This is a genomic window from Pseudomonas sp. AB6 (assembly GCF_034314105.1).
Classification (GTDB): domain Bacteria; phylum Pseudomonadota; class Gammaproteobacteria; order Pseudomonadales; family Pseudomonadaceae; genus Aquipseudomonas.
Window position 1 is genome coordinate 2,519,298 of sequence record NZ_JAVIWJ010000001.1, and the last position, 26,029, is coordinate 2,545,326.

General features: G+C 55.6%; 27 protein-coding genes and 2 pseudogenes. 11 read left to right on the forward strand and 18 right to left on the reverse strand.

Features of this window, described 5'->3' with window-relative positions; genetic code table 11:
- Window positions 1-44: 44 nt before the first annotated feature.
- From RGW60_RS11780 to RGW60_RS11790, 3 genes are all read left to right on the forward strand, one after another.
- Window positions 45-1,115 carry a DUF748 domain-containing protein gene (locus RGW60_RS11780; RefSeq protein WP_322204780.1) on the forward strand — a complete coding sequence of 357 codons (1,071 nt, stop codon included), beginning with the start codon at window positions 45-47 and terminating at the stop codon, window positions 1,113-1,115.
- Between the two features lie 144 nt (window positions 1,116-1,259).
- Complete coding sequence (locus RGW60_RS11785) at window positions 1,260-2,105, forward strand: AAA family ATPase (protein WP_299831843.1); 846 nt, start codon at window positions 1,260-1,262, stop codon at window positions 2,103-2,105.
- Window positions 2,106-2,165: 60 nt separating this feature from the next.
- Complete coding sequence (locus RGW60_RS11790) at window positions 2,166-3,344, forward strand: VWA domain-containing protein (RefSeq protein WP_322204781.1); 1,179 nt, start codon at window positions 2,166-2,168, stop codon at window positions 3,342-3,344.
- A 205-nt stretch (window positions 3,345-3,549) separates the two neighbouring features.
- On the opposite strand, the gene RGW60_RS11795 is transcribed toward RGW60_RS11790, so the two are convergent.
- The 6 genes from RGW60_RS11795 to RGW60_RS11820 form a co-directional block, all read right to left on the reverse strand.
- A complete protein-coding gene (locus RGW60_RS11795) occupies window positions 3,550-4,476 on the reverse strand; it encodes a biotin-dependent carboxyltransferase family protein (RefSeq protein WP_322204782.1) in 927 nt (308 codons plus the stop codon).
- Window positions 4,473-5,177, reverse strand: a complete 705-nt coding sequence (locus RGW60_RS11800) for an allophanate hydrolase subunit 1 (RefSeq protein ID WP_322204783.1) — start codon at window positions 5,175-5,177, stop codon at window positions 4,473-4,475. Before RGW60_RS11800 ends, RGW60_RS11795 begins: the two co-directional genes overlap by 4 nt.
- Window positions 5,174-5,926, reverse strand: coding sequence for a 5-oxoprolinase subunit PxpA (locus tag RGW60_RS11805; protein WP_322204784.1), 753 nt, complete (start codon window positions 5,924-5,926; stop codon window positions 5,174-5,176). Before RGW60_RS11805 ends, RGW60_RS11800 begins: the two co-directional genes overlap by 4 nt.
- A gap of 155 nt (window positions 5,927-6,081) precedes the next feature.
- Window positions 6,082-6,606, reverse strand: a complete 525-nt coding sequence (locus RGW60_RS11810) for a DUF2937 family protein (protein ID WP_322204785.1) — start codon at window positions 6,604-6,606, stop codon at window positions 6,082-6,084.
- Between the two features lie 13 nt (window positions 6,607-6,619).
- The gene (locus RGW60_RS11815) at window positions 6,620-7,393 is read right to left on the reverse strand and encodes a class II glutamine amidotransferase (protein WP_322204786.1); all 774 of its coding nucleotides are present in this window, start codon (window positions 7,391-7,393) and stop codon (window positions 6,620-6,622) included.
- 77 nt (window positions 7,394-7,470) lie between these two features.
- The gene (locus RGW60_RS11820; protein ID WP_322204787.1) at window positions 7,471-7,965 is read right to left on the reverse strand and encodes an MFS transporter; all 495 of its coding nucleotides are present in this window, start codon (window positions 7,963-7,965) and stop codon (window positions 7,471-7,473) included.
- 150 nt (window positions 7,966-8,115) lie between these two features.
- Between RGW60_RS11820 and RGW60_RS11825 the strand changes: the two genes are divergently transcribed.
- Entirely contained in the window at window positions 8,116-10,176 is a 2,061-nt protein-coding gene (locus tag RGW60_RS11825) for a S9 family peptidase (RefSeq protein ID WP_322204788.1), read from the forward strand.
- Window positions 10,177-10,242: 66 nt separating this feature from the next.
- Window positions 10,243-10,383: pseudogene (locus RGW60_RS11830) on the forward strand (cyclic nucleotide-binding domain-containing protein); the annotation flags it as partial.
- 3 nt (window positions 10,384-10,386) lie between these two features.
- Here RGW60_RS11830 and RGW60_RS11835 read toward each other — a convergent pair.
- Complete coding sequence (locus tag RGW60_RS11835; RefSeq protein ID WP_322204789.1) at window positions 10,387-10,686, reverse strand: hypothetical protein; 300 nt, start codon at window positions 10,684-10,686, stop codon at window positions 10,387-10,389.
- 98 nt (window positions 10,687-10,784) lie between these two features.
- Here RGW60_RS11835 and RGW60_RS11840 point away from each other — a divergent pair, with 98 nt between their 5' ends.
- Window positions 10,785-11,471 (forward strand): MnmC family methyltransferase, encoded by a 687-nt coding sequence (locus RGW60_RS11840; protein WP_322204790.1) that lies wholly within the window; start codon window positions 10,785-10,787, stop codon window positions 11,469-11,471.
- A gap of 49 nt (window positions 11,472-11,520) precedes the next feature.
- On the opposite strand, the gene RGW60_RS11845 is transcribed toward RGW60_RS11840, so the two are convergent.
- From RGW60_RS11845 to RGW60_RS11855, 3 genes are read right to left on the reverse strand one after another with little or no spacing between them, the layout of a single operon-like run.
- Window positions 11,521-12,744 (reverse strand): cytochrome c, encoded by a 1,224-nt coding sequence (locus tag RGW60_RS11845; protein ID WP_322204791.1) that lies wholly within the window; start codon window positions 12,742-12,744, stop codon window positions 11,521-11,523.
- A 9-nt stretch (window positions 12,745-12,753) separates the two neighbouring features.
- Window positions 12,754-14,946, reverse strand: a complete 2,193-nt coding sequence (locus RGW60_RS11850; protein ID WP_322204792.1) for a xanthine dehydrogenase family protein molybdopterin-binding subunit — start codon at window positions 14,944-14,946, stop codon at window positions 12,754-12,756.
- A 10-nt stretch (window positions 14,947-14,956) separates the two neighbouring features.
- The gene (locus RGW60_RS11855; RefSeq protein WP_322204793.1) at window positions 14,957-15,409 is read right to left on the reverse strand and encodes a (2Fe-2S)-binding protein; all 453 of its coding nucleotides are present in this window, start codon (window positions 15,407-15,409) and stop codon (window positions 14,957-14,959) included.
- A gap of 308 nt (window positions 15,410-15,717) precedes the next feature.
- Here RGW60_RS11855 and RGW60_RS11860 point away from each other — a divergent pair, with 308 nt between their 5' ends.
- The 3 genes from RGW60_RS11860 to RGW60_RS11870 all read left to right on the forward strand — a co-directional run bounded on the left by RGW60_RS11860 (window position 15,718) and on the right by RGW60_RS11870 (window position 17,112).
- Complete coding sequence (locus RGW60_RS11860) at window positions 15,718-16,092, forward strand: YajD family HNH nuclease (RefSeq protein WP_322204794.1); 375 nt, start codon at window positions 15,718-15,720, stop codon at window positions 16,090-16,092.
- Window positions 16,093-16,168: 76 nt separating this feature from the next.
- The gene (locus tag RGW60_RS11865) at window positions 16,169-16,672 is read left to right on the forward strand and encodes an RNA methyltransferase (protein WP_322204795.1); all 504 of its coding nucleotides are present in this window, start codon (window positions 16,169-16,171) and stop codon (window positions 16,670-16,672) included.
- Window positions 16,673-16,734: 62 nt separating this feature from the next.
- A complete protein-coding gene (locus RGW60_RS11870; RefSeq protein ID WP_322204796.1) occupies window positions 16,735-17,112 on the forward strand; it encodes a DUF2892 domain-containing protein in 378 nt (125 codons plus the stop codon).
- 42 nt (window positions 17,113-17,154) lie between these two features.
- Here the strand turns inward: RGW60_RS11870 and RGW60_RS11875 are convergent, their stop codons facing one another.
- Window positions 17,155-18,366 carry a hypothetical protein gene (locus RGW60_RS11875; RefSeq protein WP_322206899.1) on the reverse strand — a complete coding sequence of 404 codons (1,212 nt, stop codon included), beginning with the start codon at window positions 18,364-18,366 and terminating at the stop codon, window positions 17,155-17,157.
- 59 nt (window positions 18,367-18,425) lie between these two features.
- Window positions 18,426-18,875 (reverse strand): YcgN family cysteine cluster protein, encoded by a 450-nt coding sequence (locus RGW60_RS11880; RefSeq protein WP_322204797.1) that lies wholly within the window; start codon window positions 18,873-18,875, stop codon window positions 18,426-18,428.
- A 166-nt stretch (window positions 18,876-19,041) separates the two neighbouring features.
- On the opposite strand from RGW60_RS11880, the pseudogene RGW60_RS11885 reads away from it, so the two are divergent.
- Window positions 19,042-19,251, forward strand: a pseudogene (locus tag RGW60_RS11885) (nitroreductase family protein); the annotation flags it as partial.
- A 59-nt stretch (window positions 19,252-19,310) separates the two neighbouring features.
- On the opposite strand, the gene RGW60_RS11890 reads toward RGW60_RS11885, so the two are convergent.
- The 5 genes from RGW60_RS11890 to RGW60_RS11910 form a co-directional block, all read right to left on the reverse strand.
- Window positions 19,311-20,243: a D-2-hydroxyacid dehydrogenase gene (locus RGW60_RS11890; RefSeq protein WP_322204798.1), complete on the reverse strand. Its 933-nt coding sequence runs from the start codon at window positions 20,241-20,243 to the stop codon at window positions 19,311-19,313.
- A 115-nt stretch (window positions 20,244-20,358) separates the two neighbouring features.
- Entirely contained in the window at window positions 20,359-20,652 is a 294-nt protein-coding gene (locus RGW60_RS11895) for a YcgL domain-containing protein (RefSeq protein WP_322204799.1), read from the reverse strand.
- Window positions 20,649-21,782: a ribonuclease D gene (gene rnd / locus RGW60_RS11900; protein WP_322204800.1), complete on the reverse strand. Its 1,134-nt coding sequence runs from the start codon at window positions 21,780-21,782 to the stop codon at window positions 20,649-20,651. Before rnd ends, RGW60_RS11895 begins: the two co-directional genes overlap by 4 nt.
- Window positions 21,783-21,907: 125 nt before the next feature.
- The gene (locus RGW60_RS11905; protein ID WP_322204801.1) at window positions 21,908-22,567 is read right to left on the reverse strand and encodes a class I SAM-dependent methyltransferase; all 660 of its coding nucleotides are present in this window, start codon (window positions 22,565-22,567) and stop codon (window positions 21,908-21,910) included.
- Window positions 22,568-22,949: 382 nt separating this feature from the next.
- Entirely contained in the window at window positions 22,950-23,339 is a 390-nt protein-coding gene (locus tag RGW60_RS11910) for a tautomerase family protein (RefSeq protein ID WP_322204802.1), read from the reverse strand.
- A gap of 116 nt (window positions 23,340-23,455) precedes the next feature.
- Between RGW60_RS11910 and RGW60_RS11915 the strand changes: the two genes are divergently transcribed.
- Window positions 23,456-24,364, forward strand: coding sequence for a LysR family transcriptional regulator (locus tag RGW60_RS11915; RefSeq protein ID WP_322204803.1), 909 nt, complete (start codon window positions 23,456-23,458; stop codon window positions 24,362-24,364).
- Here the strand turns inward: RGW60_RS11915 and RGW60_RS11920 are convergent.
- A complete protein-coding gene (locus RGW60_RS11920) occupies window positions 24,342-25,970 on the reverse strand; it encodes a GMC family oxidoreductase (RefSeq protein ID WP_322204804.1) in 1,629 nt (542 codons plus the stop codon). The two genes, RGW60_RS11915 and RGW60_RS11920, sit on opposite strands and share 23 nt — an antisense overlap.
- Between the last annotated feature and the right edge of the window lie 59 nt (window positions 25,971-26,029).

Sequence of the window (26,029 nt, forward strand, 5' to 3'; positions counted from 1 at the left end):
GAAACCGGGCAGTCAACAGTTTTAAGGAAACGGAGGCTTTCATCATGAAACGTCGATATAGCGTCGCGCTGTGGACTGTTGTTGGCATCGTCGTCTTGCTAGTTGCGGTGCAAATCGCCTTGCCTTATGTGGTGCGCAACTACCTGAACGAAAAACTCGCCGACATGGGCGATTACCGGGGCCAGGTTACCGACGTCGATCTGGCATTGTGGCGCGGCGCTTATAAAATCAACGGGCTCGACATCGTTAAAGTCTCAGGCAAGGTTCCTGTTCCGTTCGTAAAAATTCCGATCATTGATCTGGCTGTGAGCTGGCATTCGTTGTGGTACGACCATGCTGTGGTTGCCCGCGTGCGCTTTGTCAATCCCGAGCTTAACTTCGTTGACGGCGGCGACAACAAGGAAGCGTCCCAAACCGGTCAAGGTACTGACTGGCGCGCCCAGTTGAATAAGCTATTGCCAATCACCCTCAACGAAGTTCGCATCAGTGACGGTAAAATCACTTTCAACAATTTCACCTCAACCCCGAAAGTCAAAATCGAAGCCGATAAAGTCAATGCAAGTTTTTACAACTTGACCAACGTGGCGGACGCCAAAGGCCAGCGAGAGGCTCGGTTTTCAGGAAAAGCGTTGTTGATGGGCAAGGCGCCGTTGGACACTGCAGCAACGTTTGATCCGTTCAGTAATTTCGAAGACTTCGATTTCCGCCTACGCGCTACTGGAATCGAATTGAAAAGCCTTAACGATTTTGCGTCTGCCTATGGAAAATTCGATTTCAACGCGGGCAACGGCGACCTTGTGATCCAGGCAAAGGCAGTCAAAGGGCAACTCAGCGGCTATATCAAACCGTTGCTGCGCAATGTTGAGGTGTTCAACTGGCAGCAGGATGTAGCGAACCAAAACAAGGGTTTTTTCCGCTCCGTTTGGGAAGCCGTGGTGGGCGCCAGCCAAGCAGTGCTGAAAAACCAGAAAAAAAATCAGTTTGCAACACGCGTTGACCTCAGTGGCAGTGTGCATAACCAGAACATCAGCGCATTTCAGGCGTTTTTGCAGATCCTGCACAATGGCTTTATCCAGGCATTCAATACCCATTACGACAACGGTAAAAACCCTTGATAGCGCTGAGTCAAAATGTGACGCGGCATTCAGAGACTGAATGCCGCGTCTGCGTTCACAGTCGCCCGAACTGCGCGTTATAGTCCCCACATTGAGCTGCCCCTATTTACGCCCTTCGCGGCGACTCCGTTTGAGGATTCCAAGATGAAGTTTGAAGGCACCAGCGCCTACGTCGCCACTGACGACCTGAAGCTTGCGGTCAACGCAGCCATCACTCTGGAACGCCCCCTGCTGGTCAAAGGCGAACCTGGCACCGGCAAAACCATGTTGGCCGAGCAACTGGCCGAATCGTTTGGTGCCCGGCTAATTACTTGGCACATCAAGTCCACCACCAAAGCCCATCAAGGCCTCTACGAGTACGACGCGGTGAGCCGACTGCGCGATTCGCAGTTGGGTGTGGATAAAGTCCACGACGTGCGCAATTACTTGAAGAAAGGCAAATTGTGGGAAGCCTTTGAGGCAGAAGAACGGGTCATTTTGCTGATTGATGAAATCGACAAGGCCGATATCGAATTCCCTAACGACCTGCTGCAAGAACTCGACAAGATGGAGTTCTATGTTTATGAGATCGACGAGACGATCAAAGCGAAAATCCGTCCGATCATCATCATTACCTCCAACAATGAAAAGGAACTGCCAGACGCGTTCTTGCGCCGCTGCTTCTTTCATTACATTGCCTTCCCGGATCGCGTCACGTTGCAAAAAATCGTCGACGTGCATTATCCGAATATCAAAAAAGAGTTAGTTAGCGAAGCCTTGGACGTGTTCTTCGACGTGCGCAAAGTTCCTGGTTTGAAGAAAAAGCCGTCAACCTCGGAACTGGTCGATTGGCTGAAGTTGTTGATGGCCGACAACATTGGCGAAGCGGTATTGCGTGAGCGTGATCCCACCAAAGCGATTCCGCCGCTGGCGGGTGCGCTGGTCAAGAACGAGCAAGACGTGCAATTGCTCGAACGCTTGGCTTTCATGAGCCGTCGCGGCAACCGCTGAATTGAACCACGCTGCCCAAACCGCTCAGCGTTCAGACACACGACATCAAGGGCGACAGTCATGCTGCTCAACCTGTTTAATGAAATGCGTGCAGCCAAAGTGCCGGTCTCGGTCCGTGAGCTGCTCGACCTGATTAACGCCCTTAAACAGCGGGTCACCTTCGCTGACATGGACGAGTTCTACTTTCTCGCCCGCACGATTCTGGTCAAGGATGAACGTCACTTCGACAAGTTCGACCGTGCGTTCGGCGCCTATTTCAACGGCCTGGAAAAACTCGACGATCATCTAAAAGCGTTGATTCCGGAAGATTGGCTGCGCAAGGAGTTCGAGCGTTCGCTGAGTGAAGAAGAACGGGCACAGATCCAGACCTTGGGCGGCCTGGACAAGCTGATCGAGGAGTTTAAGAAACGCCTGGAAGAGCAAAAAGAACGTCACGCCGGTGGCAATAAATGGATCGGCACAGGCGGCACTAGCCCTTTCGGTTCAGGCGGGTATAACCCGGAAGGCATCCGGGTCGGCAACGCGGGCGCACGCCAAGGCAAAGCGGTGAAAGTCTGGGAGCAACGCGAATATAAAAACCTCGACGATTCGGTTGAGCTGGGTACTCGAAACATCAAGATCGCCCTGCGCCGCCTGCGCAAATTTGCCCGCCAGGGTGCCGCTGAAGAGCTGGATATTGACGGCACCATCGATCACACCGCCCGCGACGCCGGTTTGTTAAACATACAAATGCGCCCGGAACGCCGTAACACTATCAAGTTGCTATTGTTGTTCGACATCGGCGGCTCAATGGACGCTCACGTCAAAACCTGTGAAGAACTGTTTTCCGCGTGCAAGACCGAGTTCAAACACTTGGAGTACTTTTATTTTCACAACTTCATTTATGAATCAGTGTGGAAGAACAACTTGCGCCGCAGCTCTGAATCCACTGCCACCCAGGATCTGCTGAACAAATACGGCGCCGATTACAAGGTAATCTTCATCGGCGACGCCGCCATGGCACCCTACGAAATCACTCAGGCTGGCGGCAGCGTCGAACACTGGAATGAAGAGCCCGGCTACGCTTGGATGCAACGCTTCAAAGAGAAATACAAAAAGCTCATCTGGATCAATCCGTACCCGAAAGACACTTGGGCCTACAGCACATCGACCAACATCGTCCGAGACTTGATCGACGATCAGATGTATCCACTGACGTTACGCGGGCTGGAAGAAGGGATGCGGTTTTTGGCAAAGTGAAATGAAAACCCCTTGCAGGAGTGAACTTGTTCGCGAGGCGGTGTCCCTTATCTAAGAAACTATAAGGTCTCGGGGGACGCCGACCGCTACGCCCTTCGTTTCTCCACCCCGGCCATTGGTTTATGTACTCTCAGGGTAATGAGGACCGCGGTATCGGCGGCCTTAAAGGAAATAAAGTCCGCCTCGTACAAACAGTCGAGGAAGATTAATGTGGCCCGCTAAACACCTGCAAATAGCGCACATGTTGCTTATGCGCGGTGTTTTGCACTATTGGCTTTAATCGGATAACGCTGCCCGGCAGGCATTGCGCCAATCTCGCCAACGACAACGGTGTCAACGCGCCCAGTCGGGGATATCCGCCGATGGTTTGTCGGTCGTTGAGCAGGACGATGGGTTGGCCGTCCGGGGGGATTTGTAGGGCGCCCAGCGGAATGCCTTCGGAAATCATCGGCGCACCCAGATAGGTCAACTCCGGCCCGAGTAAGCGAATGCCCATGCGGTCGGCGCGGGTGTCGAGGGTCCAGTCGCTGTTGAAGGCGTCGAACAGGCTTAATCCGCTGAATTGACCAATTTGAGCGCCCAGTACGACGTCTAACAAGGTGTTCACACCAAAATCTGGAATCTGTTGGCTGGGTAACACTCGCAGCACGAAAGCGGCGCCGGAGTAGCTTAGCCGGTCACCTTTGCCCAGCGGCTTACCCAAGCCGTCAAGGCCGCCAAGTTCTTCGCGTACCACGGTCGAGCAACTGCCCAACACCGCTGGCGCCGTGAAACCACCCGGTGCCGCCAAATAGGCACGGGCACCGACGATGGGCCGGTTAAAGCGTAATCGCTGGCCTTTGCCCATAAAAAAACTGCGCCATGGCTTAAGTGGCCGGTTGTCGAGCATGGCGTCGAGATCGGCGCCCGCCAACGCCAGGCAGCAATCCTCCTCGGCGAGCAAGGACAAACCACCCAGGGTCACTTCGATCACGGCGGCGTCCAGCGGGTTGCCCAGCAGCTTATTGGCCCATGACATCGAAACCCAATCCGCCGCCCCGCCCTGGGTTACGCCCAAATGCCGCACGCCGAAACGACCGGCGTCTTGCAGCAGGCACAGCGACGTACTGGTTTCGATCAACAACGCGCTCATGCCTGGCCCGTCAATGGCGTGTCGTCGCCACCCAAGCGAATAAACTCAGCGTGGTCGATAGACGAGAAGCTCACCCTATCCCCAGGCCGCATCAAGCTATATCCCTCGCGCTGCCGATCAAACAGGGTACTAGGCGTGCGGCCAATCAAGTTCCAGCCACCGGGCGACACCACTGGGTAAGCAGCCGTCTGACGTTCAGCGATCCCAACGCTGCCCGCTGCGACGCGTTTGCGCGGGGTGTTTAAACGCGGTGCGGCAATGATTTCCTCGACCAACCCCATGAAGGCGAAGCCCGGGGCGAAGCCTAAGGCAAACACTTGATACTCGCGATGACTGTGACAGGCGATGACATCACGAATGTTCAACCCGCTGCGTTTTGCAAGCAGACCCAGTTCCGGCCCGACGCTCAGGTCGTACCAGACGGGCAACACATGGTGCGTGCCAGTGGCGTGAGGGTCTGGCGCCAAGTGAGCCAGCGCGCCGTGTATCAACTCGCTGGCTTGATTCGGGTTCAGTCGGGTCAGGTCGTAATGAATCATCAGCGTGGTGTAAGACGGCACCAGATCGATCAAATCGCTCGCAAAATGCTCGCGCAAACGTGCCGCAGCAGCGAGCATCCACGGCATGTTAGCTTCGTCGATGACATCGAACAGCCTCACCATGAGGCAGTCGATAGCCGCCACTTCGATCCGCACTTTCATGACAACAGGTGCTCACCCAACGCCTGTCGAATACGTTTCACCGCAGCCACCGAGCTGGCGTTGTCGCCATGCACACACAAGGTGTCGGAGGTCAGTAGCAGGTCGCTGCCATCTGAGGCACGCAGAGGCTGGCCGTGCGCCAGAGTAAGTGCCTGGGCAATTATCGTTTCAGGGTCGTGATGAACGGCGCCCGGCAGTTGCCGTGATACCAAATGGCCCGAGCTGTCGTAGGCCCGGTCAGCAAAGGTTTCGAACCACAACGTCACACCGAACTCATCGCCCACCGCTTGCGCGGTACTGTTGTCGCGAGTGGACAGGAGCATTAGCGGCAATTGGACGTCGTAGCGCGCGATGGCTTGGATGACGGTACGCAACTGCTCGGGTTTGGCCATCATGTCGTTGTACATCGCCCCATGCGGTTTGACGTACTGCACACGACTGCCCTGCGCCCGGCAAATGCCGTCCAACGCGCCGATCTGATAATGCAGGAGATCCTCGAGCTCAGCTGCGCTGCAGGCCATCGACCGCCGGCCAAAACCTACCAAATCGGGATAAGCCGGGTGCGCGCCAATAGTCACGTTATGAGACAACGCCAGGCTAACGGTTTTTCGCATGACACTCGGATCACCGGCGTGGAAGCCGCAAGCGATATTGGCACAGTCGATGAACGGCATAACCTCAGCGTCCAGACCCATAGTCCAGGCGCCGTAGCTTTCACCGATGTCACAATTCAATAACAGGCGACCCAAAGGAAATCTCCAGTGTGCGGTGAACGTTTCAGGTGGCTACCAAGATCACTTCAGGAGCCAATTTGCGGGCGATAAAGGCAGCGCTGCAGCTATTTGGATATACCGCGTTGCCTGCCTCGCCAACAGTTGACGCCTACAGCGGGTTAGATTGCACTCTACCTATCCCGCTCCAGCACCGGCGTTTTGCGCCGTCCGCCGAAGATCACCCAGCCGATCAGCAAGAAGAAGCTTTCTACGACCAGAGCCAGCAGTAAAGCGCAAACGATACCCCAGGCAATCACTTCCGGGACCAATAGCACCTGGTAGGTATAAGCTTTAAACGTTTCCCGACGAATGTCCGGGTTGGCAGATGTCGCCACATGCCACGCACGGGCGTACCACGGGGCTTGCATCGCCTGCCACTCTTGATCTAGTGCCTGATTGCGCATTAACAATTGATTAAGACTGTCGGCATCACTGCGAAAGACCGGGTCATCGCTGGCACGATAGTGCGCAACTAACGCCTGTAGATCACCGTTGAAAAAGTGCTGTGCCGTGTCTGTGTAACCCTTGAGGCCTTGTTGCGCCTCGATCAGGTGCGCTTCGACACGCTTGGTATAGTCGCTGATAAAACCCGGGATTTGCACCCCCATCAACAAGCCCGCAGTGAACAGCACTAATCGCAGATAGCTTCGCAGCATAGGTCCTTCTCCTTCAGGCTTTGCCGTGGGCTACGCGTTCACCGCGACGCCATAAATTCCACTCTCCCGGCTCATACCGCGTCCAGGTTTCATTCTCGGTCAGCGGTTCAGTCGCCATAACTGTGACAACGTCGTTGGCGGTAGTTTCAGCCTGGAAATCGACGATCACATCGACGTCTTTCAATCGCGCCGGACCGAAGGGTGCCCGGCGGGTAATATGAGCCAGTTTGGTGGAGCAGAAACAGAATAACCAATCACCGTCGCTGAGCAGGCAATTGAATACGCCTTTGTTGCGGTAGTCAGCACAAGCGTCGACCAGCGAGGGAAGCAACTGTTCGATCTCGACCGGTTCCGGGAACGCCTCACGCACCCGATTGAGCAGGTCGCAGAACGCCGCTTCGCTGTCGGTATCGCCCACCGGTCGATAGAAAGTAGCGCGAGGTTTGAAGTCCGCCAACTGACCGTTGTGCGCGAAGCACCAATTGCGGCCCCACAACTCACGGGCAAACGGATGGGTATTGGCCAAGCAGACCTTGCCGACATTGGCCTGCCGAATATGGCCAATCACGACTTCACTTTTGATCGGATAACGCTGCACCAGTTGCGCAACTTGCGATTCGCTGCTGGCGGCTGGGTCTTGAAACAGACGCAAACCACGGCCTTCGTAAAAGGCGATGCCCCAACCGTCTCGATGCGGACCGGTTCGGCCGCCGCGCTGCATCAGCCCGGTGAAGCTGAACACGATATCGGTTGGGACGTTGGCGCTCATGCCTAATAGTTCACACATGCTCACTCTCGCTTCAATACGTTTAGCACTGCGGGGTGCGCCTGAGGCGGTCAGGCGCGGTGCCAACGAAGCGATATCTACAGGCGCGGCTCAACCCGTACACGGCTGCTTGCGCTGGGAGGTGCTGCGGGTTTGCGAGCGAATCGGTCATCGTCGACAGCAGCAAAAGGTTCGTCATCGGTCGGCAAAGAAGCTGCGTTTGCGGTGGGAGCCTTAGGCTGGCTGGCCCGGCGGCGCCTTTCTATGGGCCAGCGAATCAGTATGTAAATGATATAAAGACCTGCGGCGATGATGGCGTACATGGCCAAATCCGAGACAGCGCGCCAAATATTTGTGCCAACCTTGAACGCTAGGTCCAACGCCGTGATTGCAACGGCAGGCGCAAACTGTTCTTTCACCGGATCAACGATGGTGGGGCTGAACAACAGCACCGCAACCAGTACGCGCAGAGGTTCGCGTAAAAAGCGCCACATCCAACCGGTCATCTTGAACACTACCAAAAGGCAGCCAACTGCAGCGAAAGCGTAAAAGCCCCAGGCGATCAGGTAGTCGTTCTCGTTCATGACGTTCATGGTAAGCCAGGCAAAGAGGCGCTTATGATAACGGCTTTTCGTTATCCCGGCTTCCCTGACGTCAGTAATCGCTGTCGTCAAGGTAAGAACCGGCCAAGCCTTGGCCTTCCCGCGTTTTCCGGGGCCGATTGTCCTTATAGAGAGCTCAGCATGTCTTCATCCATTAATCGCTCCAACTCACCGATTGCTCGCAAGGACCAGGGCGACGATCCCTATGCTTGGCTGCAAAATCGCGACACCGAAGAGGTACTCGATTACCTCAAGGCGGAAAACGATTACCAACAGGCCGAACTTGCTGACCAGGAAGCCTTGCGCGAATCGCTGTTCCAGGAAATCAAGGCGCGCATTCTTGAAACCGATCTGTCGCTGCCCTCGCCCTGGGGGCCCTTCCTTTATTACACCCGCACCGTCCAAGGTGATGAATACGCACGCCATTACCGATGCCCACGCCCTGCCGACGATTCACTGAACATCGATGAGGGCCAGCAAGCTTTGCTGCTGGACCCTAATGTGTTGGCCGCCGGTGGCTTTTTTTCGTTGGGCACGTTCAGCATCAGCCCCGATCATCAACGGTTGGCCTACAGCCTCGATACCAGCGGCGAAGAGGTGTATCAGCTGTTTGTTAAAGAGTTGAGCACTGGTCAGGTGACAAGCCTGCCCTTCGAAGATTGCGATGGCAGCATGACGTGGGCCAACGACAGCCAGACGCTGTTCTTCGGCGAACTGGACGAAACTCATCGTCCACACAAGCTATATCGTCATCGCTTGGGCAGCAATTCGGCCGATTTAGTCTTCAACGAGCCAGACGGTCGCTTTTTTCTGCACTGTTACCGCAGCAGTTCGCAACGGCAATTGGTGCTTTCGCTTAACAGCAAAACCACGAGCGAGGCCTGGGTGCTGGACGCGGAAAAACCGGATCATGCATTTGTGTGCCTCGCACCCCGCGTCGAGGGGCACGATTATTCTCCGGACCATGGCCAAATTGATGGTGTTTGGGTGTGGCTGACTCGTAGCAATCAGGACGGTATCAACTTCGCCTTATATCAAGCCGCAGAGCAAATCAGCGGCGTGCCGTCCCGCGACCAGTGGAAAACCGTTGTGGCTCACAGCAACACGGTGATGCTTGAGGGCGTTAGCTTGAACGCTCAAGGCATGACCTTGAGCTTGCGCGAAGGCGGGTTACCGATTATCGAAGTACACCCACAAAGTCAGCCTGCTTATCGCGTGCAATTGCCCGACGCGGCCTACAGTTTGCACGTGCAGGACACGCTGGAGTTCAACAGCGACAAGATTCGCCTGCGCTACCAATCGCTCAACCGTCCGTCGCAGGTCCGTCAGTTGACCCTGGCCAGCGGCGAGCAATTGGTGCTCAAAGAAACCCCGGTGCTCGGTCCGTTCGACCCCGAGGCCTACGTCAGCAAACGTTTATGGGCGACGGCAGCCGATGGTACGCAAGTGCCGATCAGCCTGGTTGTCAAACGCGAATTACTCGATCAGGCGACGCCGCTGTACCTTTACGGGTATGGCGCATACGGCGAAAGCCTTGATCCGTGGTTTTCTCATTCACGCTTGAGCCTGCTGGATCGTGGCATCGCGTTTGCCATCGCGCATGTGCGTGGCGGTGGCGAGTTAGGCGAAGCGTGGTACCGCAGCGGCAAGCAGGAACACAAACAAAACACCTTCGGCGACTTCATTGCCTGTGCTGAACACCTGATCGACAACGGCCTTACAAGTGCTGAACAATTGATGATTAGCGGTGGCAGCGCCGGCGGGTTGTTGATCGGGGCCGTCCTCAACCAACGCCCTGAATTATTTAAAGCGGCCATCGCGGAAGTACCATTTGTCGATGTGCTCAACACCATGCTGGATCCCGATCTGCCGCTGACCGTTACTGAGTACGACGAATGGGGTAATCCTCAAGATGCAGACGTGTACGCACGCATCAAGGGCTACGCACCGTATGAAAATATCCGCGCTCAATGTTATCCAGCAACCCTAGTGATTGCCGGCTATAACGATAGCCGTGTGCAGTATTGGGAAGCGGCCAAGTGGGTAGCTAAACTGCGTGCAACAAAGACGGATGACAACCTGCTGCTGTTGAAAACGGAGCTGGACGCCGGGCATGGCGGTATGAGCGGGCGCTATCAAGGCCTGCGCGATGTGGCGCTGGAATATGCCTTTTTGTTCAAGGTATTAGGCCGTTTAGAATAGTATTTAAATTCCTGTAAGCGCCTACTCGTTCGCCGCGCGCCAGCGCAGTTTGTCCTTTTCTTCAAAATAAATCTGGGCAAAGACTCGCTGGACAAGATGTTAAATGAAGCTCCGAAGACCGCCGCAAAAATAATCCGTTCGATCGCCGTCGCACTGTCCCGGCGGCTGCGCGTGGCGGACGGGCAATTGGTTTCGCATCAGGAGTGATCGTTAAGGGCTCTTGGGCGGGCCAACTTTTTCCGAGTTGCTGGATACGTCGTCTTGTAGCCCCGGCAAAGGTTGGTCTCTGGGTGGCCCCGGAATATCTATTTTCGGCAACAGCGGTGGATTACCCTCATTACTGCCGGTGCGGGGAACGCTCGGCGGCGCGACTTGCGGATAGGGTGTCGGTGTAGCGGTGCCAGGCGAGCCAAGCTCAGGTACACCAGGGGCTGTTTGCAGATTATCTGCACCAATAGCAGTTACCGAGAGCGTCATCAGGACAATCGCCGTTAGAATAGAACCCTTCATGTATGGCCTCCGATGTCTGCCTTATTTTAGTCCGGCTCAGGCTACTCCTTGCGCGACAAAGTTGCCCTCTGAAATATCACCCTTTCGATGAGTTCTCCATGAAACGTTTCGTTCTACTCGACACCACTCCGATTCCCGATAACGGCGGTGCCTTATGCCTGTTTGAGTACGGCGAGGATTTTGTTATCAAGATTCAGGGCGGCGATGGTGGCCAGTTGATGAACACCCGCATGCACGGCTCTGAGGACGCCCTGGCAGAAATTCCCTGCAAAAAAGTCACGCACCGCGTACTCCCTCGCGTGCTGATCGGCGGCCTAGGCATGGGTTTTACCTTGGCATCCGCGCTTAAGCATTTAGGCAAAAACTCGGAAGTGGTAGTGGCAGAATTGGTTCCGGGCGTGGTCGAGTGGAATCGCGGAGCGCTGGGTGAAAAAGCCGGAAACCCCCTCCTCGACCCTCGGGCAAAAATCGTCATTGAGGATGTTGCACAGGTACTGAAGCGCGAACCCAACGGCTTCGACGCCATCATGCTTGACGTCGATAACGGCCCGGAAGGCCTGACGCAAAAAGCCAACAGCTGGCTGTATTCGTCCGGGGGTCTAAGTGCGTGCGCCCACGCGTTACGTCCCAAAGGGATACTCGCCGTTTGGTCGGCCAGTGCTGATGCGAAGTTTTCCGACAAGCTACGCAAAGCCGGTTTCAAAGCCGAAGAAGTGCAAGTTTTTGCCCATGGGAACAAAGGCACGCGGCACACCATTTGGATTGCGGAAAAACTCAAAGGTTAAACCGCTTGCCTGGTCTACCGGAAAACCGGTATCCCAGGCGTTTAAGCCATCAGTGCAAGGCGCTTTCCCTGCTTTTTGCTACATCCGCCGGCTTGATCTGCGCATCGTTTTGCCCGAAACGGCGCAATACATAAGTGCTGACTGCCGCCAGCTCGACGTCGCTGTAGGCCCGTGCAAAATCCGGCATTTTTTGATCGACAGACGATTTAGTAGGGTTATGCCCGCTTAACAATGTCGCGACCAAGTTAGTGCCAGCAGGGTCATTGACTGTTTTGAGTCCTGACAGGGTTGCGACAGGGGTCTGATTTCCAGTTCCGTCTAAACGGTGGCAAGCCGAGCACGCGTCACTGAAAATCTTCTGGCCCAGACCGTGACTGCTGTCCATCGACGCCGCCTTGATCGCAATCGCTGGACGCGCCACGCCTTCCGCTCTGGCCGTTGTAGATTTGAGGTAAACCGCTATCGCTTTCAAATCCGCTGGGCTCAGGTACTGCAAGCTGTGCTCGACCACATCCGCCATCGGACCTCCTGCACCGCCATAACCAGGTGCATAACCTTGCGCCATGTAGCTGATTAGCGCTTCATTGGGCCAGGCGCCAATACCTCTTTTTACGTCCGAACTGATGTTGTAAGCCTGCCAATTGCCCAGTAGATTGCCGGCCAGCGAGTGGCTGGAACTTACGGCCTGGAACAGATTGCGGGGCGAGTGGCATTCACCGCAGTGTCCCGGTCCTTGGACCAAATAAGCACCGCGATTCCACTCTGCCGATTGTTTGGCATCGGGCGTGAAGCGCTCATTGGCGTTAAACACCATGTTCCAGAAGAACATGCCCCAACGCTGATTGAACGGAAACGACAGGTCGTTTTCCTGAGTCGGTTGATGGACGGGGGCCAAGCTGAACAAGTACGCCTTGATGGCCAAGATATCTTCACGAGGCATCAACGTGTAGGACGTGTATGGGAAAGCCGGATAGTAGTGCTCCCCATCCTTGCCAACGCCCTGCTGTAACGCACTGACGAACTCGTCGTCTGTCCAATTACCAATCCCGGTTTCCTTGTCGGGTGTGATATTGGGTGAGTACAACGTTCCGAAGGGCAATTTAAAACCAAGGCCGCCTGCGAAGGGTTTACCGCCTGGCACCACGTGGCACGCCACACAATCGGCGGCGCGAGTAAGGTATTCGCCTTTGCTGATCAATGCAGAATCGGCAGCGTTGGCAGAAAACGCCAACCCGGCTGCCACGAAAGCAAACGCATAATTAACAACGTTCATGGCAGCTCCTCAGACGGTGAAATAGCCGGCGCGGCTCAAGGGCAAGCGTCGCACTCGAACTTGCGAGGCTGCATACAGCGCGTTCATCAACGCTGGCGCAGCGGGAACGGCGCCCGTTTCACCGACGCCTCCGGGACTTTCGAGGCTTTTTATCAAGCGCACTTGGACCGGTGGCGCGTCGCTAATGCGAATCTGCCGATACTGGTTAAAGTTGTTTTGCACCACCTGCCCCTTTTCAATGAGGATCTCGTTAAACAGTGCCGCCGACAGGCCAAACAAAGTGCCGCCTTCAACTTGGGCCAAGACCGAAGTCGGATTGGTGACAAAGCCACAATCGATGACCGACGTCAGGCGCTTGATCCGAAACCCATGTTCGCCTTGCATTTCAAGCTCCACAACCGTAGCGATGAAGCTGCCAAACACCGCACTGACCGCCACCCCACGCCCTTGTCCGGCGGGCAGCGGGGTCTTCCAGTCGGCGAGTTCGGCTACCTGTTTCAGCACGGCCTGCGCACGCGGCTGGCCTTGCATCAAACCCATTCGATACTCAATTGGGTCAGCCTTGGCGTTATGGGCCAATTCGTCGATAAAGCACTCAACCGCATAGGTGCTACGTAGCGGGCCGACACCCCGCCACCAAGACACCGGAATGGTTTTCGGCTCTTCTTGGATGTAGCGCACCTGCAAATGAGCAAGCTCATAAAGCGGGTCGATAGCGACTTCGACCGCGTCGGCGTCAACCCCACTGGCGGGTAATTTTCCGAGATAAGCGGCGATGACCGAGGCGCCGGCAATGCGATGCTCCCACCCTATGGGGCGCATATCCGATCCCAACGCGGCATTTATGCGGTCAACGTAATGCGGACGATAACGGTCGTGGGTCATGTCCTCTTCACGGCTCCAGATCAACTTGATCGGGTAGCTCAGCTGGCGGGCGATATCTACGGCTTGAAAAATGAAGTCCGATTCCAAACGACGGCCAAACGCACCGCCAATTAACTGGTTGTGGATAATGACTTTTTCAAGTGGCATACCGCTGATCTTGGCAGCACCGGCCTGGGCGAAACCTGGTGCCTGACAACCAACCCACAACTCACATGCATCGGCGCGCACATGGGCGACGCAGGTCATCGGTTCCAACGGCGAATGGGAGAGAAAGGGCTGCTCGTAAACGGCTTCGAAGTGATGAGGCGCAGACTTCAAGGTGCTTTCGATATCGCCTGTGCGCTTGGCAACGACGCCATCCTTCGCGCTGGCGTCAAGCAATGCTTTGTCCAACCGGGCGGAATCGAATGTTGCGTTTTCGCCCAAATCCCAATCGATCACCAGCGCTTTAAGACCTTGTTGGCACGCCCAAAAATTGCTGCCAGTCACCGCAACCGCGTTACTCAGGCGAATTACATCGCGCACACCCGGTACCTTTCGCGCCGCGCTGTCATCGACATTGCGCAGAGTGCCACCAAATACTGGGCAAGTCAGGGTTGAAGCGATAGACATGTCAGGACGTTGCAGGTCGATGGTGAACAGCGCTTTGCCATTGACCTTGTCCGGGGTGTCGACGCGCCGCGCCGGGGTGCCTAACAACTTGAAATCACTGACAGCTTTGAGCGGTACACTCTGCGGCAGCGGCAGTGCGGACGCGGCGTCGACCAAATCGCCATAATCGGCGGCCTGTCCGTTCGGACCCATGACTCGACCGTTTTCGGCGCGGCACAGGCTCGGCGCAACATTCCAGCGCATCGCCGCAGCCTGCACCAGCAAAATACGTGCGCTCGCACCCGCGCGACGCAGAGGCTCCCAAGTGTAGCGGGTTGAGGACGAGCCTCCGGTGGCCTGAAACTGCAAGACCGTGTCGGTGTACAACGCGGCGTCAGGCGGAGCTTCTTCAAGGTCGATTTTGTCCAGCCCAACCTCAAGCTCTTCGGCCACCATCATCGAGATACCGGTATGGATGCCTTGGCCCATCTCGATTTTTGGCGAAATAACGGTAACCCGGCCATCGTGACCAACACGCACGAAAGCGCCGTAGCCTTTGCCCGCGTTATCACCCAGGCGTGCTGCATCGGTGGCCTGAGCGGCAGCACTGCGCGCCATCAACGGCGGCAGCCAAGTGCTGATGACCAGCCCACCCAGCGAGAGCGCACCGCCTTTGAGCAAGCCACGGCGCGAGACCGTCGAGGCAGGTCGATTTACTTTGGACATTATCGATTCCTCAGGCTTGGCTGACGCTTTTAACGGCGGCGAGAATTCGCGTATAGGTCGCGCAGCGGCAAAGATTTCCGGCCATAGCCGTGACAATCTGCTCATCATCTGCGTGAGGGTTGGCTTGCAGTAACGCCACCGCTGACATGATCTGCCCCGATTGGCAATAACCGCACTGAACCACCTCATGCTCGAGCCAGGCTTTTTGTACCTGCTGGCCGACCGGAATCAATTCGACGGCTTCGATGGTGGTCACGGCATGGCCTACCGCAGCACTGACCGGCAATACACATGAGCGTACCGCCCGACCATCAAGGTGAACCGTGCAAACGCCGCATTGGGCAATACCACAACCGTACTTGGTGCCCGTCATCCCTAGCACATCACGCAAAACCCAAAGCAAAGGCATCTGGGCAGGGACGTCCACTTCATGCGGAACCCCGTTAATCGTAAGTGTTTGCATGGCAACCTCTGATCTCAATCGTATGAGCCAAGCTGACTCAGAGCCAAAGTTTGCCATAAACGTATCGGTCGCATAGAGCGAAAATCGCGCGGTGCAGACCTTTGTTAGTTTTCTTAACCCCCAAAACACGACTTTTCAAACACGTGGCCTGGCAGCGTTCATGCCGTAGCTTCACACCTATTATTGCCATGCCGACGCCACGTAGTGATTATCAGCATCAAAACTGGAAGGCTGACTGCGTCGCAAAGCGCTAGACTTAGACCCATTAAAGAACATGCACGCAGGTGCATACTTGAACAGGTGACATCATGAGCACGGCAAACCCACCCTCCCACACCGCCAAACTGGACCGCATTTTGGCCGACGCCCAGCGTGACCGTGAGATGGGTTATCGCGACAAGGCGCTGAAAATGTACCCCCACGTTTGCGGCCGTTGCGCCCGAGAGTTCGCCGGTAAGCGATTGAGCGAATTAACCGTCCATCACCGCGATCATAACCACGACCATAACCCGCAGGACGGCTCCAATTGGGAGCTGTTGTGTTTGTACTGCCACGATAATGAGCACTCACGTTATACCGATCAACAGTACTTCTCGGAAGGCTCGACTAGCAGCCCCAAGATCGCCAAGGCGATGCACAATCCATTTGCCGCCTTGGCTGGATTAATGAAGAAAGACGAATAACCCATCACTCAGCGCCCGGCGTCCTGGTTCCCAATGTGCCGTATAATCGCTGCCCTTCCTTTAAGAGCACCGGCACGTGGCAAATCAACGGTACAGCTGCATCGGTTTATATAACCCCAAGTCGCCGGAGAACGTTGGCTCGGTCATGCGCGCGGCTGGCTGTTATGGCGTAGCGTCAGTGTTTTACACCGGCACCCGTTATGAGCGAGCTCGTGACTTCATCACCGACACCAAGAAAGTCCATCAGGATATTCCGCTGATCGGCATTGATGACTTGAAAAAGATTCTTCCTTTGGGCTGCGTACCTGTGGCCGTGGAACTGGTCGAAGGCGCGCGTTCGCTGCCTGAATACACCCACCCTGACCGTGCTATCTATATCTTCGGCCCGGAAGACGGCTCGCTGGATAAAAGCATCCGTGATTGGTGCGAAGACGTTATTTACGTCCCCACCAACGGCTGTATGAACCTGGCCGCAACGGTCAACGTCGTGCTGTATGACCGTATGGCCAAAGGCAACAACACCCGTTCTGGTCCGAAGTTTGGAACCCGCTTGGCGACCAGTGACGGCGCTTGTGATTGAACAGTTTTGTACGTGGGCAGTCAGCTTAAGTGAACGTACTCATCTCATCACGGAGAACACACATGAGCGATATTCTCGTTGTTGAACCCATAGACTCGACCCCGTTCCAGACCCATCCCCAACAAAACGTCCATGGTTTGGAGCGCGCTGGTTCGTTGGCCGGTGGCATGTTGATGGTCGGCAAAGGTCTGCGCCGTGGCGGCTTTTTTGGCCTGATTGAATTAGCGATTGGCGGAGCAGTACTGGCCCGCGGGATAACCGGTTATTGCGGTGCAAAAAACCTTGTTGAAAAGAATCGCGACGAAATGAACAAGGTCCGTGCGCGTATAGAGCGAGTCGGCGCAGAGTTGGGGCAATTGAAGACCAAAGCAGAGATCGCCACCGAAACCGCGACAGTGACCGGCAATGACTCACTCAAAAGCCCCGTTACGGGTATATGAGCCGGAGGCGCAACGCGGTATTTCACACGACAGATCGCGTTGCTATTGCAACAGCTTGCTCGCCAGCACTTTAGAGGGCTCGCCTATGACGCTTTCGCTGAGTTGGATGAATATTTTGGTGCTGACCGTATTGAGGCGCATCAAGGCACGGCACACATCATCCAAAGATTTTTCATTGTGGGTCTGTTGACGGATTTCTTCGTCTAATTCACGCAATAACAGCACAGCCCGGGCTGCGGTGGCCGTATCTATCCGGTCGCCGCGCAAGGTCGTGACATTGGCACTTGCTTTAGCCAGGCCCAGTTGGACATTCTGGTAACGCTCATCGCTCATGCCTCCGGCACGTCGCATCACTTCAATGGCGTAATACTCGGCGATGCCCTCGCTAATCCATTCGCTGTGGTGACTGCTGCTAAGCCGATTAAACACATGAACCAATTCTCGCAGCAGCGGGCTGGCGCCAGTTTCGCTGACCACAGGCCGATTGCTATTGAGGTAGATCGAATCGTTAGCCGAAACCGCACCATGTGCCATCTGATCGGCGGCGGCCACTACCAACAATTTCTGCGGATTGCGGGCGAATACTGCCTGCATTTGGGGCCAGACAAAAGTCAACAGTGTCAGCACGTCCATGCGGTGCAGGCCCTGCCCCTGTGGCGCCGTTACGGTCACCTCAGTATCACCAAGGCGCGTGCGACGGCTGCCCAGGGTACCCGCTAACATCCAGCCGGTCGGGCGATCAAACAGCCGTGAAACATTGTCGATGCGAAATCTATTTTTGCCGATGCGTGGCCATGGTGTTTCGACGCTCTTCCAGCCCACCGGCAATTCAAACTCCAGGCGTGAGACCAACTCGACGCCGTCCTGCTGATCCAGTCGCGCGCGGGGTACCAGGTCTTCGCCGCGCATTAATGCCCATTTAGCAGTCATGCGCGTATCATAGTTGATCGCCTTGGATTGAGACGTTAAGGCCGAACCATGCGCATGGCTGATACGCACCCGATAGGTCAGGCTGGCCTTACCGCTCGCGGGATGCCAGATACCCCGACCACTCTGAGCTTGCCACTCGCCGTCCGCCTTGAAATCACTGTAAACGCCCTGATTTCCTAAATCGAAGTCGAAGCTGCGCACCGCAGAACCTTGCCCGAGTGTCAGACTCACTTGCGCCTGATCACTGCCGGGCAGCAATTTAACGTGATAGTCCAAATCGACTTTTTTCGCGGCCCATACGGGGCCGGCAACCAGCATCAACATCAGTGATAACGGTAGCGAAAGACGCACAGATTTACTGCTCCTCGTAAAGTCAGGCTTTGTCAACCTGCGCGAAATATCAGGTGCTCTTCCCAGTCGTCTTCAGACACGCTGTTTTCGCTGAGCATGCGTCCGGATTGAGAAATGCGCTCCCTGTGCACGGCGTCACGATCGCCGCACACCAAGTGGTGCCAAAGCGGTAGGTCTTTGCCTTCACTGACCAAACGGTAGCCGCAGGTGGGCGGCAGCCATTTGAATTCGTCGGCTTGCCCAGGTGTTAGCTGAATGCAATCGGGCACCGTCGCTCTACGGTTGCTGTAATCAGTGCATTGACAGGTTTTAAGGTCCAGTAACTTGCAAGCGATGCGCGTGTAGTAAACGCTGTTATCGTCTTCATCCTCAAGTTTTTGCAGACAGCACAGGCCACAGCCATCACACAGGGACTCCCACTCGTCCTGATCGAGTTGTTCGAGGGTTTTGCGTTTCCAGAAGGGTTCGACTTTAGCGGCCATGGGTTGGGCAATCAGCATTAAAGAGTGAAAAGGCCGCCAGTCTAGTGGCACGCGAGACGTGGGCCAAGCGCTTGCGACTGTCGGTAAGGGCGGACTTGTTATATCGGCAACCGCAACGTAACTTTATGAGCCAATTCGACGCTGCCTTCCGGCCTAGGCCCCTCTCACTGCACCGGGCGCCACCGAAGAAGGCCCAGCGTTGTGGCATACCTTCGACACCGGTTCGGCGTGGGGATACCTGGCGTTGCAGGCCAGCCTAAACGGTTGGCAAGCTCGGCGACAAATCGACCTTGGCTGAGTACCTCCAGGCTCGGAAAGCCCAAGCCCTCGCCGGTTGGTGTCAGAACTGGCAGCGAAAGGCAATTTCAGCCTGTAATGAGAATCGGGATCTGCCTTGAGCTCGCCAGAGCAGATCCCGACGACGGAGACAATCGTTCAATAACCGCGAGAAAAATCCACTTCGCCGCGCAAAGTCTCTCCCGCTTCAAACGCTTTCACGTTTTCGAGAAACAACCGCACCATTGCTGCCGGGGAGGTCGGTGCCGAGCTGTGCCCGGTCAACAACAAGCCCCACGCGGTCCAAAACGGATGACGCTGCGGCAACGGCTCCTGACGACAGACATCGATGACCGCGCCGGCCAAATGCCCGTCCTTAAGCGCCTCAACCAAATCAGCATCGACCACCGCCACCCCACGTCCTACGTTGATGAACAAACCACTGGGCTTGAATTTCGCAAACAGCTTCGCGTCATACAGGTCTTGGGTTTCAGGTGTATTAGGCAGCAAGTTGATAACGTAATCGACTTCGCCTACCAGACGTTCTAAATCAGCCAAACCGCCCACTTCGATGAAAGGTGATTGGGTTCGCGACGTAGATGCAATACCGTACAACTCAACGCCGAACGGCAGCAAAAAATGCGCAACGCTAAGGCCAATATCGCCCGCGCCAACAATTAATGCTTTGCGCCCCGACAGGCTGTGGCTCAAGCGGCTGTCCCATTTTCGCTCGACCTGGCTGACCAGTCGCGCCAGTACCTCACGTTCATGACCCAGCATATAGGTCAGCACAAACTCCGCCATCACTTGGCCGAAGATGCCCACCGCACGGGTGAGTCGGTACGCTTGCGGCAAACCTTCAGCGAGTAACGGCGTGATACCGGCCCAAGTCGATTGCAACCATTGCGGGGTATGCCCTTGCCGCAGCAAGGTGGCCAAGAGGTCGGGCGCGCCCAGCCAGACCGGACATTGTTCGGCCATCCGGGAGAGCTCGGCACCATCGCCAGTGCTCATGACTTCAATATCGGGTGCCCATTGGCGCAGCAGTTGGGTGTAAACCGGGTAATCGTGTTCAGCAATCAGAACGCGCATGGCTCAAAACCTATAAAAACAAATCATGCACCGCCAACAGGAATAATCCCGTTGCTGGGCGCACTCAAAAAACTTCAGACGCGCAAGGTGTTTCGGCGCTCTGGCCCAGCGCCGCTTACAGGGGGTCGTTACGGCGCAGCAGCTCTTCAGGTAGATGCTCGATGTACTCATCCTCCGCCGGAGGCATTTGCAGGTGATAACCCTGCGTATCAAGGTTATTGAGCACTTGATCAATGTCCTCGCGGGACAGCTTGCGTTCAGGGCTGAGCACCAGGTCGAAAGTATGCATCGGCGGCCCAAAAGCGATCAGCAGATCTGCGGGCACTTTCTTGAGTGCGTCGCTTTTAAGGACATACAAATACATCTCGTTTTTTCGCGGACTTTTATATATAGAGCAAATACGTTTCAAGACTGTTCTCCAGCAGCGGCCAGGCTGTCAAGCAACGCTTGGCCCATGAGTTCGCGACGCCAGCCACGCAGCGATTCTGGCAATTGATAGGGACCGTCGGGGTAGCCGCTTTTCAGCAAGGCTTCGAGGGTCTTTTTACGCAACATGAGTTCAGGAGCCATGTTCAATTGCTCGGCGTACTGCTGACCGATCAAGCGCAATGTCTTCAACACAGCGGACGCCTCGATGGGCAATGGTTCGGGCAGCGCGCTTGGCCATTGCTCTGGCGGCAGGCAGGCAGACGTCTTGATCAAGTCGATCAAAAACTCACCGTCCTGGCGCACGGTTTTAGGGTGAATTTCTTCGATTTTCGCCAGCGCAGAGAGGTTGTCCGGCTGGGTCTTGGCCAACGGCCAGAGTGAGTGCTCTCGGACCACGCGGTTACGTGGCAGGTTACGGGATCTCGCCTCACGCTCGCGCCAAGCACATAATTCTCGCAACACCGCCAACTGTGCGCGGGATAACTTCCAAGCCAGCTTGGCATCACGGTACACGTCATACGGGTCGACTTCACGCCGAAGGTTGGCAACCAGTTCAGCGCCGTCGTCGAGCAACCAAGCGTGTTTATCTGTAGTTAGTTTCGGTAGCAGAATGCTGTAAACCTCGGCCAGGTGCACGGCATCTTCAGCGGCGTAACTAATTTGTGTTTCGGTCAGAGGGCGCTGCAGCCAATCAGAGCGGGTTTCGCCCTTGGGCAGGTCGATCCCAAGCACTTCCTGAACCAGACGCGAATAACCCATTGAAAAACCGAGATTGAGGTACGCGGCAGCTAGCTGTGTGTCAAATAATGGCGCGGGCAAACTGCCGGTCAAACGCAATAAAACTTCGAGGTCTTCACTGCAGGCGTGGACAACCTTGATGACGTTGGGGTTTTCCAGCAGTGCCGACAGCGGCGCCCAATTACTGATCAGCAGCGGATCGATCAGGAAGGCACGAGCACCATCTCCAATCTGCAACAACGCGGCGATGGGATAAAAAGTGTCGACCCGCATGAATTCGGTATCGAGGGCGACAAATGGCAAGGTCTGCCATTCGACGCAATGTCGGGCGAGGCTAGCGTCGTCACGAATCCAGTGAATATCAATGGCCACACGGCTCTCCCTTGAAGAATGGCGCGCAGTATATATCGCATCATCGATAACCGGGCATTCACACTGCAAGTCTTGAGCAACTTCCTCCTATACGCCGGACAGAAAACCGGTCATCGAGTTAAGTATCAGGCTTTTTGCAACACATAAACTCGCCACATGGCGTAACCAGGTAATACATCGTGATGGCCAAGGATTTGAAATCCAGCAGCAGCAAACTCACTCTCTATTTGCGAACGATTCACCACGAAGCGATTCATCCGCATCACTTCAGGCTCAACAGACGCACGAGCCCGCTCCAGGCGCTTACGTCGCCATGATTTGATGTTGCCATCGACCCACAACGCAATGATCACAGTGTCGCGGGTAACGCGGTGGAACTCTCGCAAGATAACCGCACGATGATCCCGGTCGGCGAGGTGGTGGAACAAGCGCATGCAAAAAATGCAATCCACTGCGTTTGCAGACAACTCAATGGAGAGTGGAGAGGTCTGGAATGTTTTGATCCGTTTAAGCTTTTCAGCTGAAAAACTAGCCTCCCCCAAGGCGAGCATTTCCGGCGAATGGTCAGCAGCCAAAACGACCCGGTTGCTGTGTTCGGTCAAAACCGACCAAAAACGACCTGCGCCACTGGGCAAGTCGAGCACCAATCCCGGCTCCCCCGCGACTTTCAGCGCTCGTCGAGCCAACTGTTCGTCACGCCAGTGTGCAAGGCGTCCGTAGAAGCCGTGCGGTGGCGCACGCTTGCTGTGGTCAGGTTCAGAGCCTAAAGCTTTAACGTTCAGCATGACACTCTGCTTTAAGGTACCGTTTAATGAAGTAAGAGCCCGTTAGAATGACCGAGTTAATACTTCTCCAAGTGACAAACCTTAATTAGCTGTGCATCAATTTTTTGTGAAAAAAACGCTAACCTATCTACGCGATACTTACTTTTCTGTAAAACGGCTTCCTACCCAGTCACCGCTACATCGCGATTTTATTTTCTAGCGTACCAATGCCCTCGATTTCGATATGCACGGCTGTCCCCCGATTTCAGAAACCGCGGAGGCGCGTCGACCATGACCGGCACGCACTGGCCCTCGGAGGTCTGGATGTTGGTGAATTTCATAAAGGGTCCTTTTTTGAATGCGGCGGCTCTTGCAACGCCGCCGCGATGGCTGCGAGCTGGCGTTACTTAGGCGCGTACTGCATCTCGCCGCCGCCGAACGACCAGTCTTCACGGTTGACCTCGACCAAGCTGATCCATACGTCTTCTTTGCGAATGCCGGTTTTCTCGTGAATACCCTGCGCAACGGCTTTGTAAAATGCCTTTTTGACCTCAACGCTGCGTCCGGTATTCCATGTCACCTGGATAAATACGATGCCCGAGGTGTAGGTCACCCCCAAGTAACCGGCGTGGGGATACACCAGTTCATCTGCGGCGTGCCGGTTCACGATTTGAAACTTATCGTGTTCTGGGACATGGGCGGTTTCGGTCATGGCCTCGTACACCACATCGCCGATTGCTTTAACAATGTCAGGCGATGTATCTGCGGCTAAATCAATTCTGGCTAATGGCATGGTGGGGCCTTCAAGTCATGGGCAGTAAGAGAGGTGCTTTATTCAAGCGCCAAATCTAATCTCGCCGACAGCTCTCTACAAGCGCATAATTATTCCGCTAATTATGAGGAATACGCATGCTATTTGAAAACTTGAAAGCATTCGTTTCGGTGATTGACCACAACTCGCTAACCCGCGCCGCCCAGGCGCTCTGCCTCACGCAGTCGGCGGTGTCGCGCAGGATTCAGCATTTAGAAGCATCTCTTGACGCCAATCTGTTTGATCGCACCAGTCGCCCGCCGAAAGCCACCGCCTTGGCTCAACGGATATATCAGCACGCGGTTGTCCTATTGCGCGATGCCGAGCATCTGCTGGACGTGCCACGCGAGGGAGCCGCCCCCAGTGGCCCATTTCGCTTGGGGTTTACGCAAGTGGTGGCGGACGTGGTGGTGTTCGAGGTGGTCATGAAAATGAAAGCGCAATTTCCCGAACTGGAAGTGCAGCTTCATACCGATTGGAGTTCCGAGCTTCAGTTGCAGATTGATAACGGCACCCTCGATGCCGCGACATTAATGCTGGCCTCCCCCAGCCGCCTTCCTGAAGGGGTGACCGGGCGATTCATCTCCACTCTTGAAGTGCTGGTGGTGCAAAGCAAACACAAGCCATTGATAGATCGTCTTTGCGAGGTTGAAGCTCTCGCCAGCCAGCCGTGGATCTTAAACCCTGAAGGCTGTGGTTATCGTGCGGCGCTGGAGCGTGCCATCGGTGACACAGGGAAAACCATTAGATTGAGCGTTGATACCCACGGCACCGAGATGCAATTGAGGATGGTCGCCGCGGGTTTGGGATTGGGGTTAATCCCTAAAAACGTACTGCGCCAGAGCCGGTCTTACAGCGACCTCACAGTGGTTGAGGTCAAGAGTTTCTCCCTTAGCCTGGACATCTGGTTAGTTCACCCCCATCAGGTGGGCAATCTTAAACGCGCCATGGATATCCTTGGGCAGACCGTGATTGATGGGTTTGTTAAACATCAAGCTGGTACGTAGTTTCGCAATCGGCCACGATCATTTCAGCGGCCTTTTCCGCAATCATCAAGGTCGGCGAGCAAGTGTTCCCCGAGACGATGTTCGGCATGATCGAAGCGTCTACCACCCTTAAACCCGCAATACCGTGCACGCGTAAACGCTCATCCACCACTGCATCTGCGCCCTTCCCCATCTTGCAGGTGCCGACCGGATGGAAAATCGTTGTACCAATACTGCGTGCGGCCTGGCGCAACTCGTCCTCGCTTTGCAGGCTAACGCCGGGCAAATACTCCACCGGTTGAAAGCGGGCCAACGCCGGGGCTGCCGCGATGCGTCGGGTCAGGCGGATGGCGTCGGCAGCGATCCTCAGGTCTTCATCATGACTGAGATAGTTTGGGCGAATCGACGGCGCATCTTCCATCCGTGCAGAACGAATCTCTACCGTACCGCGACTCTGTGGACGAAGGTTGCACACTGAGGCAGTAAACGCGGCGAACGTATGCAGCGGTTCGCCGAAGCGCTCCAGGGATAACGGCTGCACGTGGTATTCAAGATTGGCTGACAACTGTTCGGGGCCCGAACGCGCAAAAGCGCCCAATTGGCTCGGCGCCATGGCCAGCGGACCGCTTCGATTGATCGCGTACCGCAAGCCCATGTTCATCTTGCCCCAGAGGCTGCCTACCATCTGGTTGAGCGTCTTGGCGTTGCTGATTTTGTAGATCAAGCGCAACTGCAAGTGATCTTGCAGATTGCTGCCCACACCCGATAACTCGTGGCGCACGCCGATGCCGAGTTTTTCCAGCAACGGCTGTGGCCCAACCCCGGAACGTTGCAACAACGCGGGAGAGCCAATTGCCCCGCAGCACAGAATAATTTCCCGGCGCGCGCGAAACTGTTCTTCTCGTTGCTCAACGCGCGCGATCACAGCACTGGCGCGGCCATTTTCCAGGTCGATTCGCGAGGCTTCGACACCGGTCAGCACTGTCAGGTTTTTACGCTGGGCAACCGGCCGCAAAAACGCTTTCGACGCATTCCAGCGAACACCGCGTCGTTGGTTGACTTGAAAGTAGCTGCAGCCCTCATTGTCGCCACCGTTGAAATCCTCGACGGACGCGATTCCGGTCTCGGCGGCGGCATCGCGAAATGCATCGAGAATGCCCCACGACAAACGCTGCTGCTCCACTCGCCATTCGCCGTCTGCGCTGTGCGTGTCCGAGTTGCCGGCGTAGTGGTTTTCCGAGCGTTTGAACTGCGGCAGAACGGCGTCCCAGCCCCAACCGGTGTTGCCCTGCGCTGCCCACTCATCGTAATCACGGGCTTGGCCGCGCATGTAGATCATGCCGTTGATTGAGGAGCAGCCGCCCAGCACTCGGCCTCGCGGGTAATTCAGCGAGCGCCCATTCAGGCCCGGTTCGGCTTCGGTTTTGAAGCACCAGTCAGTCCGTGGATTGCCGATGCAGTAGAGGTATCCCACGGGAATATGAATCCAGTGGTAATTATCTTGTCCGCCCGCTTCGAGAAGCAGCACCCGATGCGCCGGGTTTTGTGACAGCCGATTGGCCAGTAAACAGCCGGCAGGTCCGGCACCGACAATCACATAATCGTACAGCTCAGCCGTTGCGTGCATGAATTCCCCGCTGATTTTTTATTGTTATCTAGGGCAAGCTATAAGGTGTTTTCGCGCAA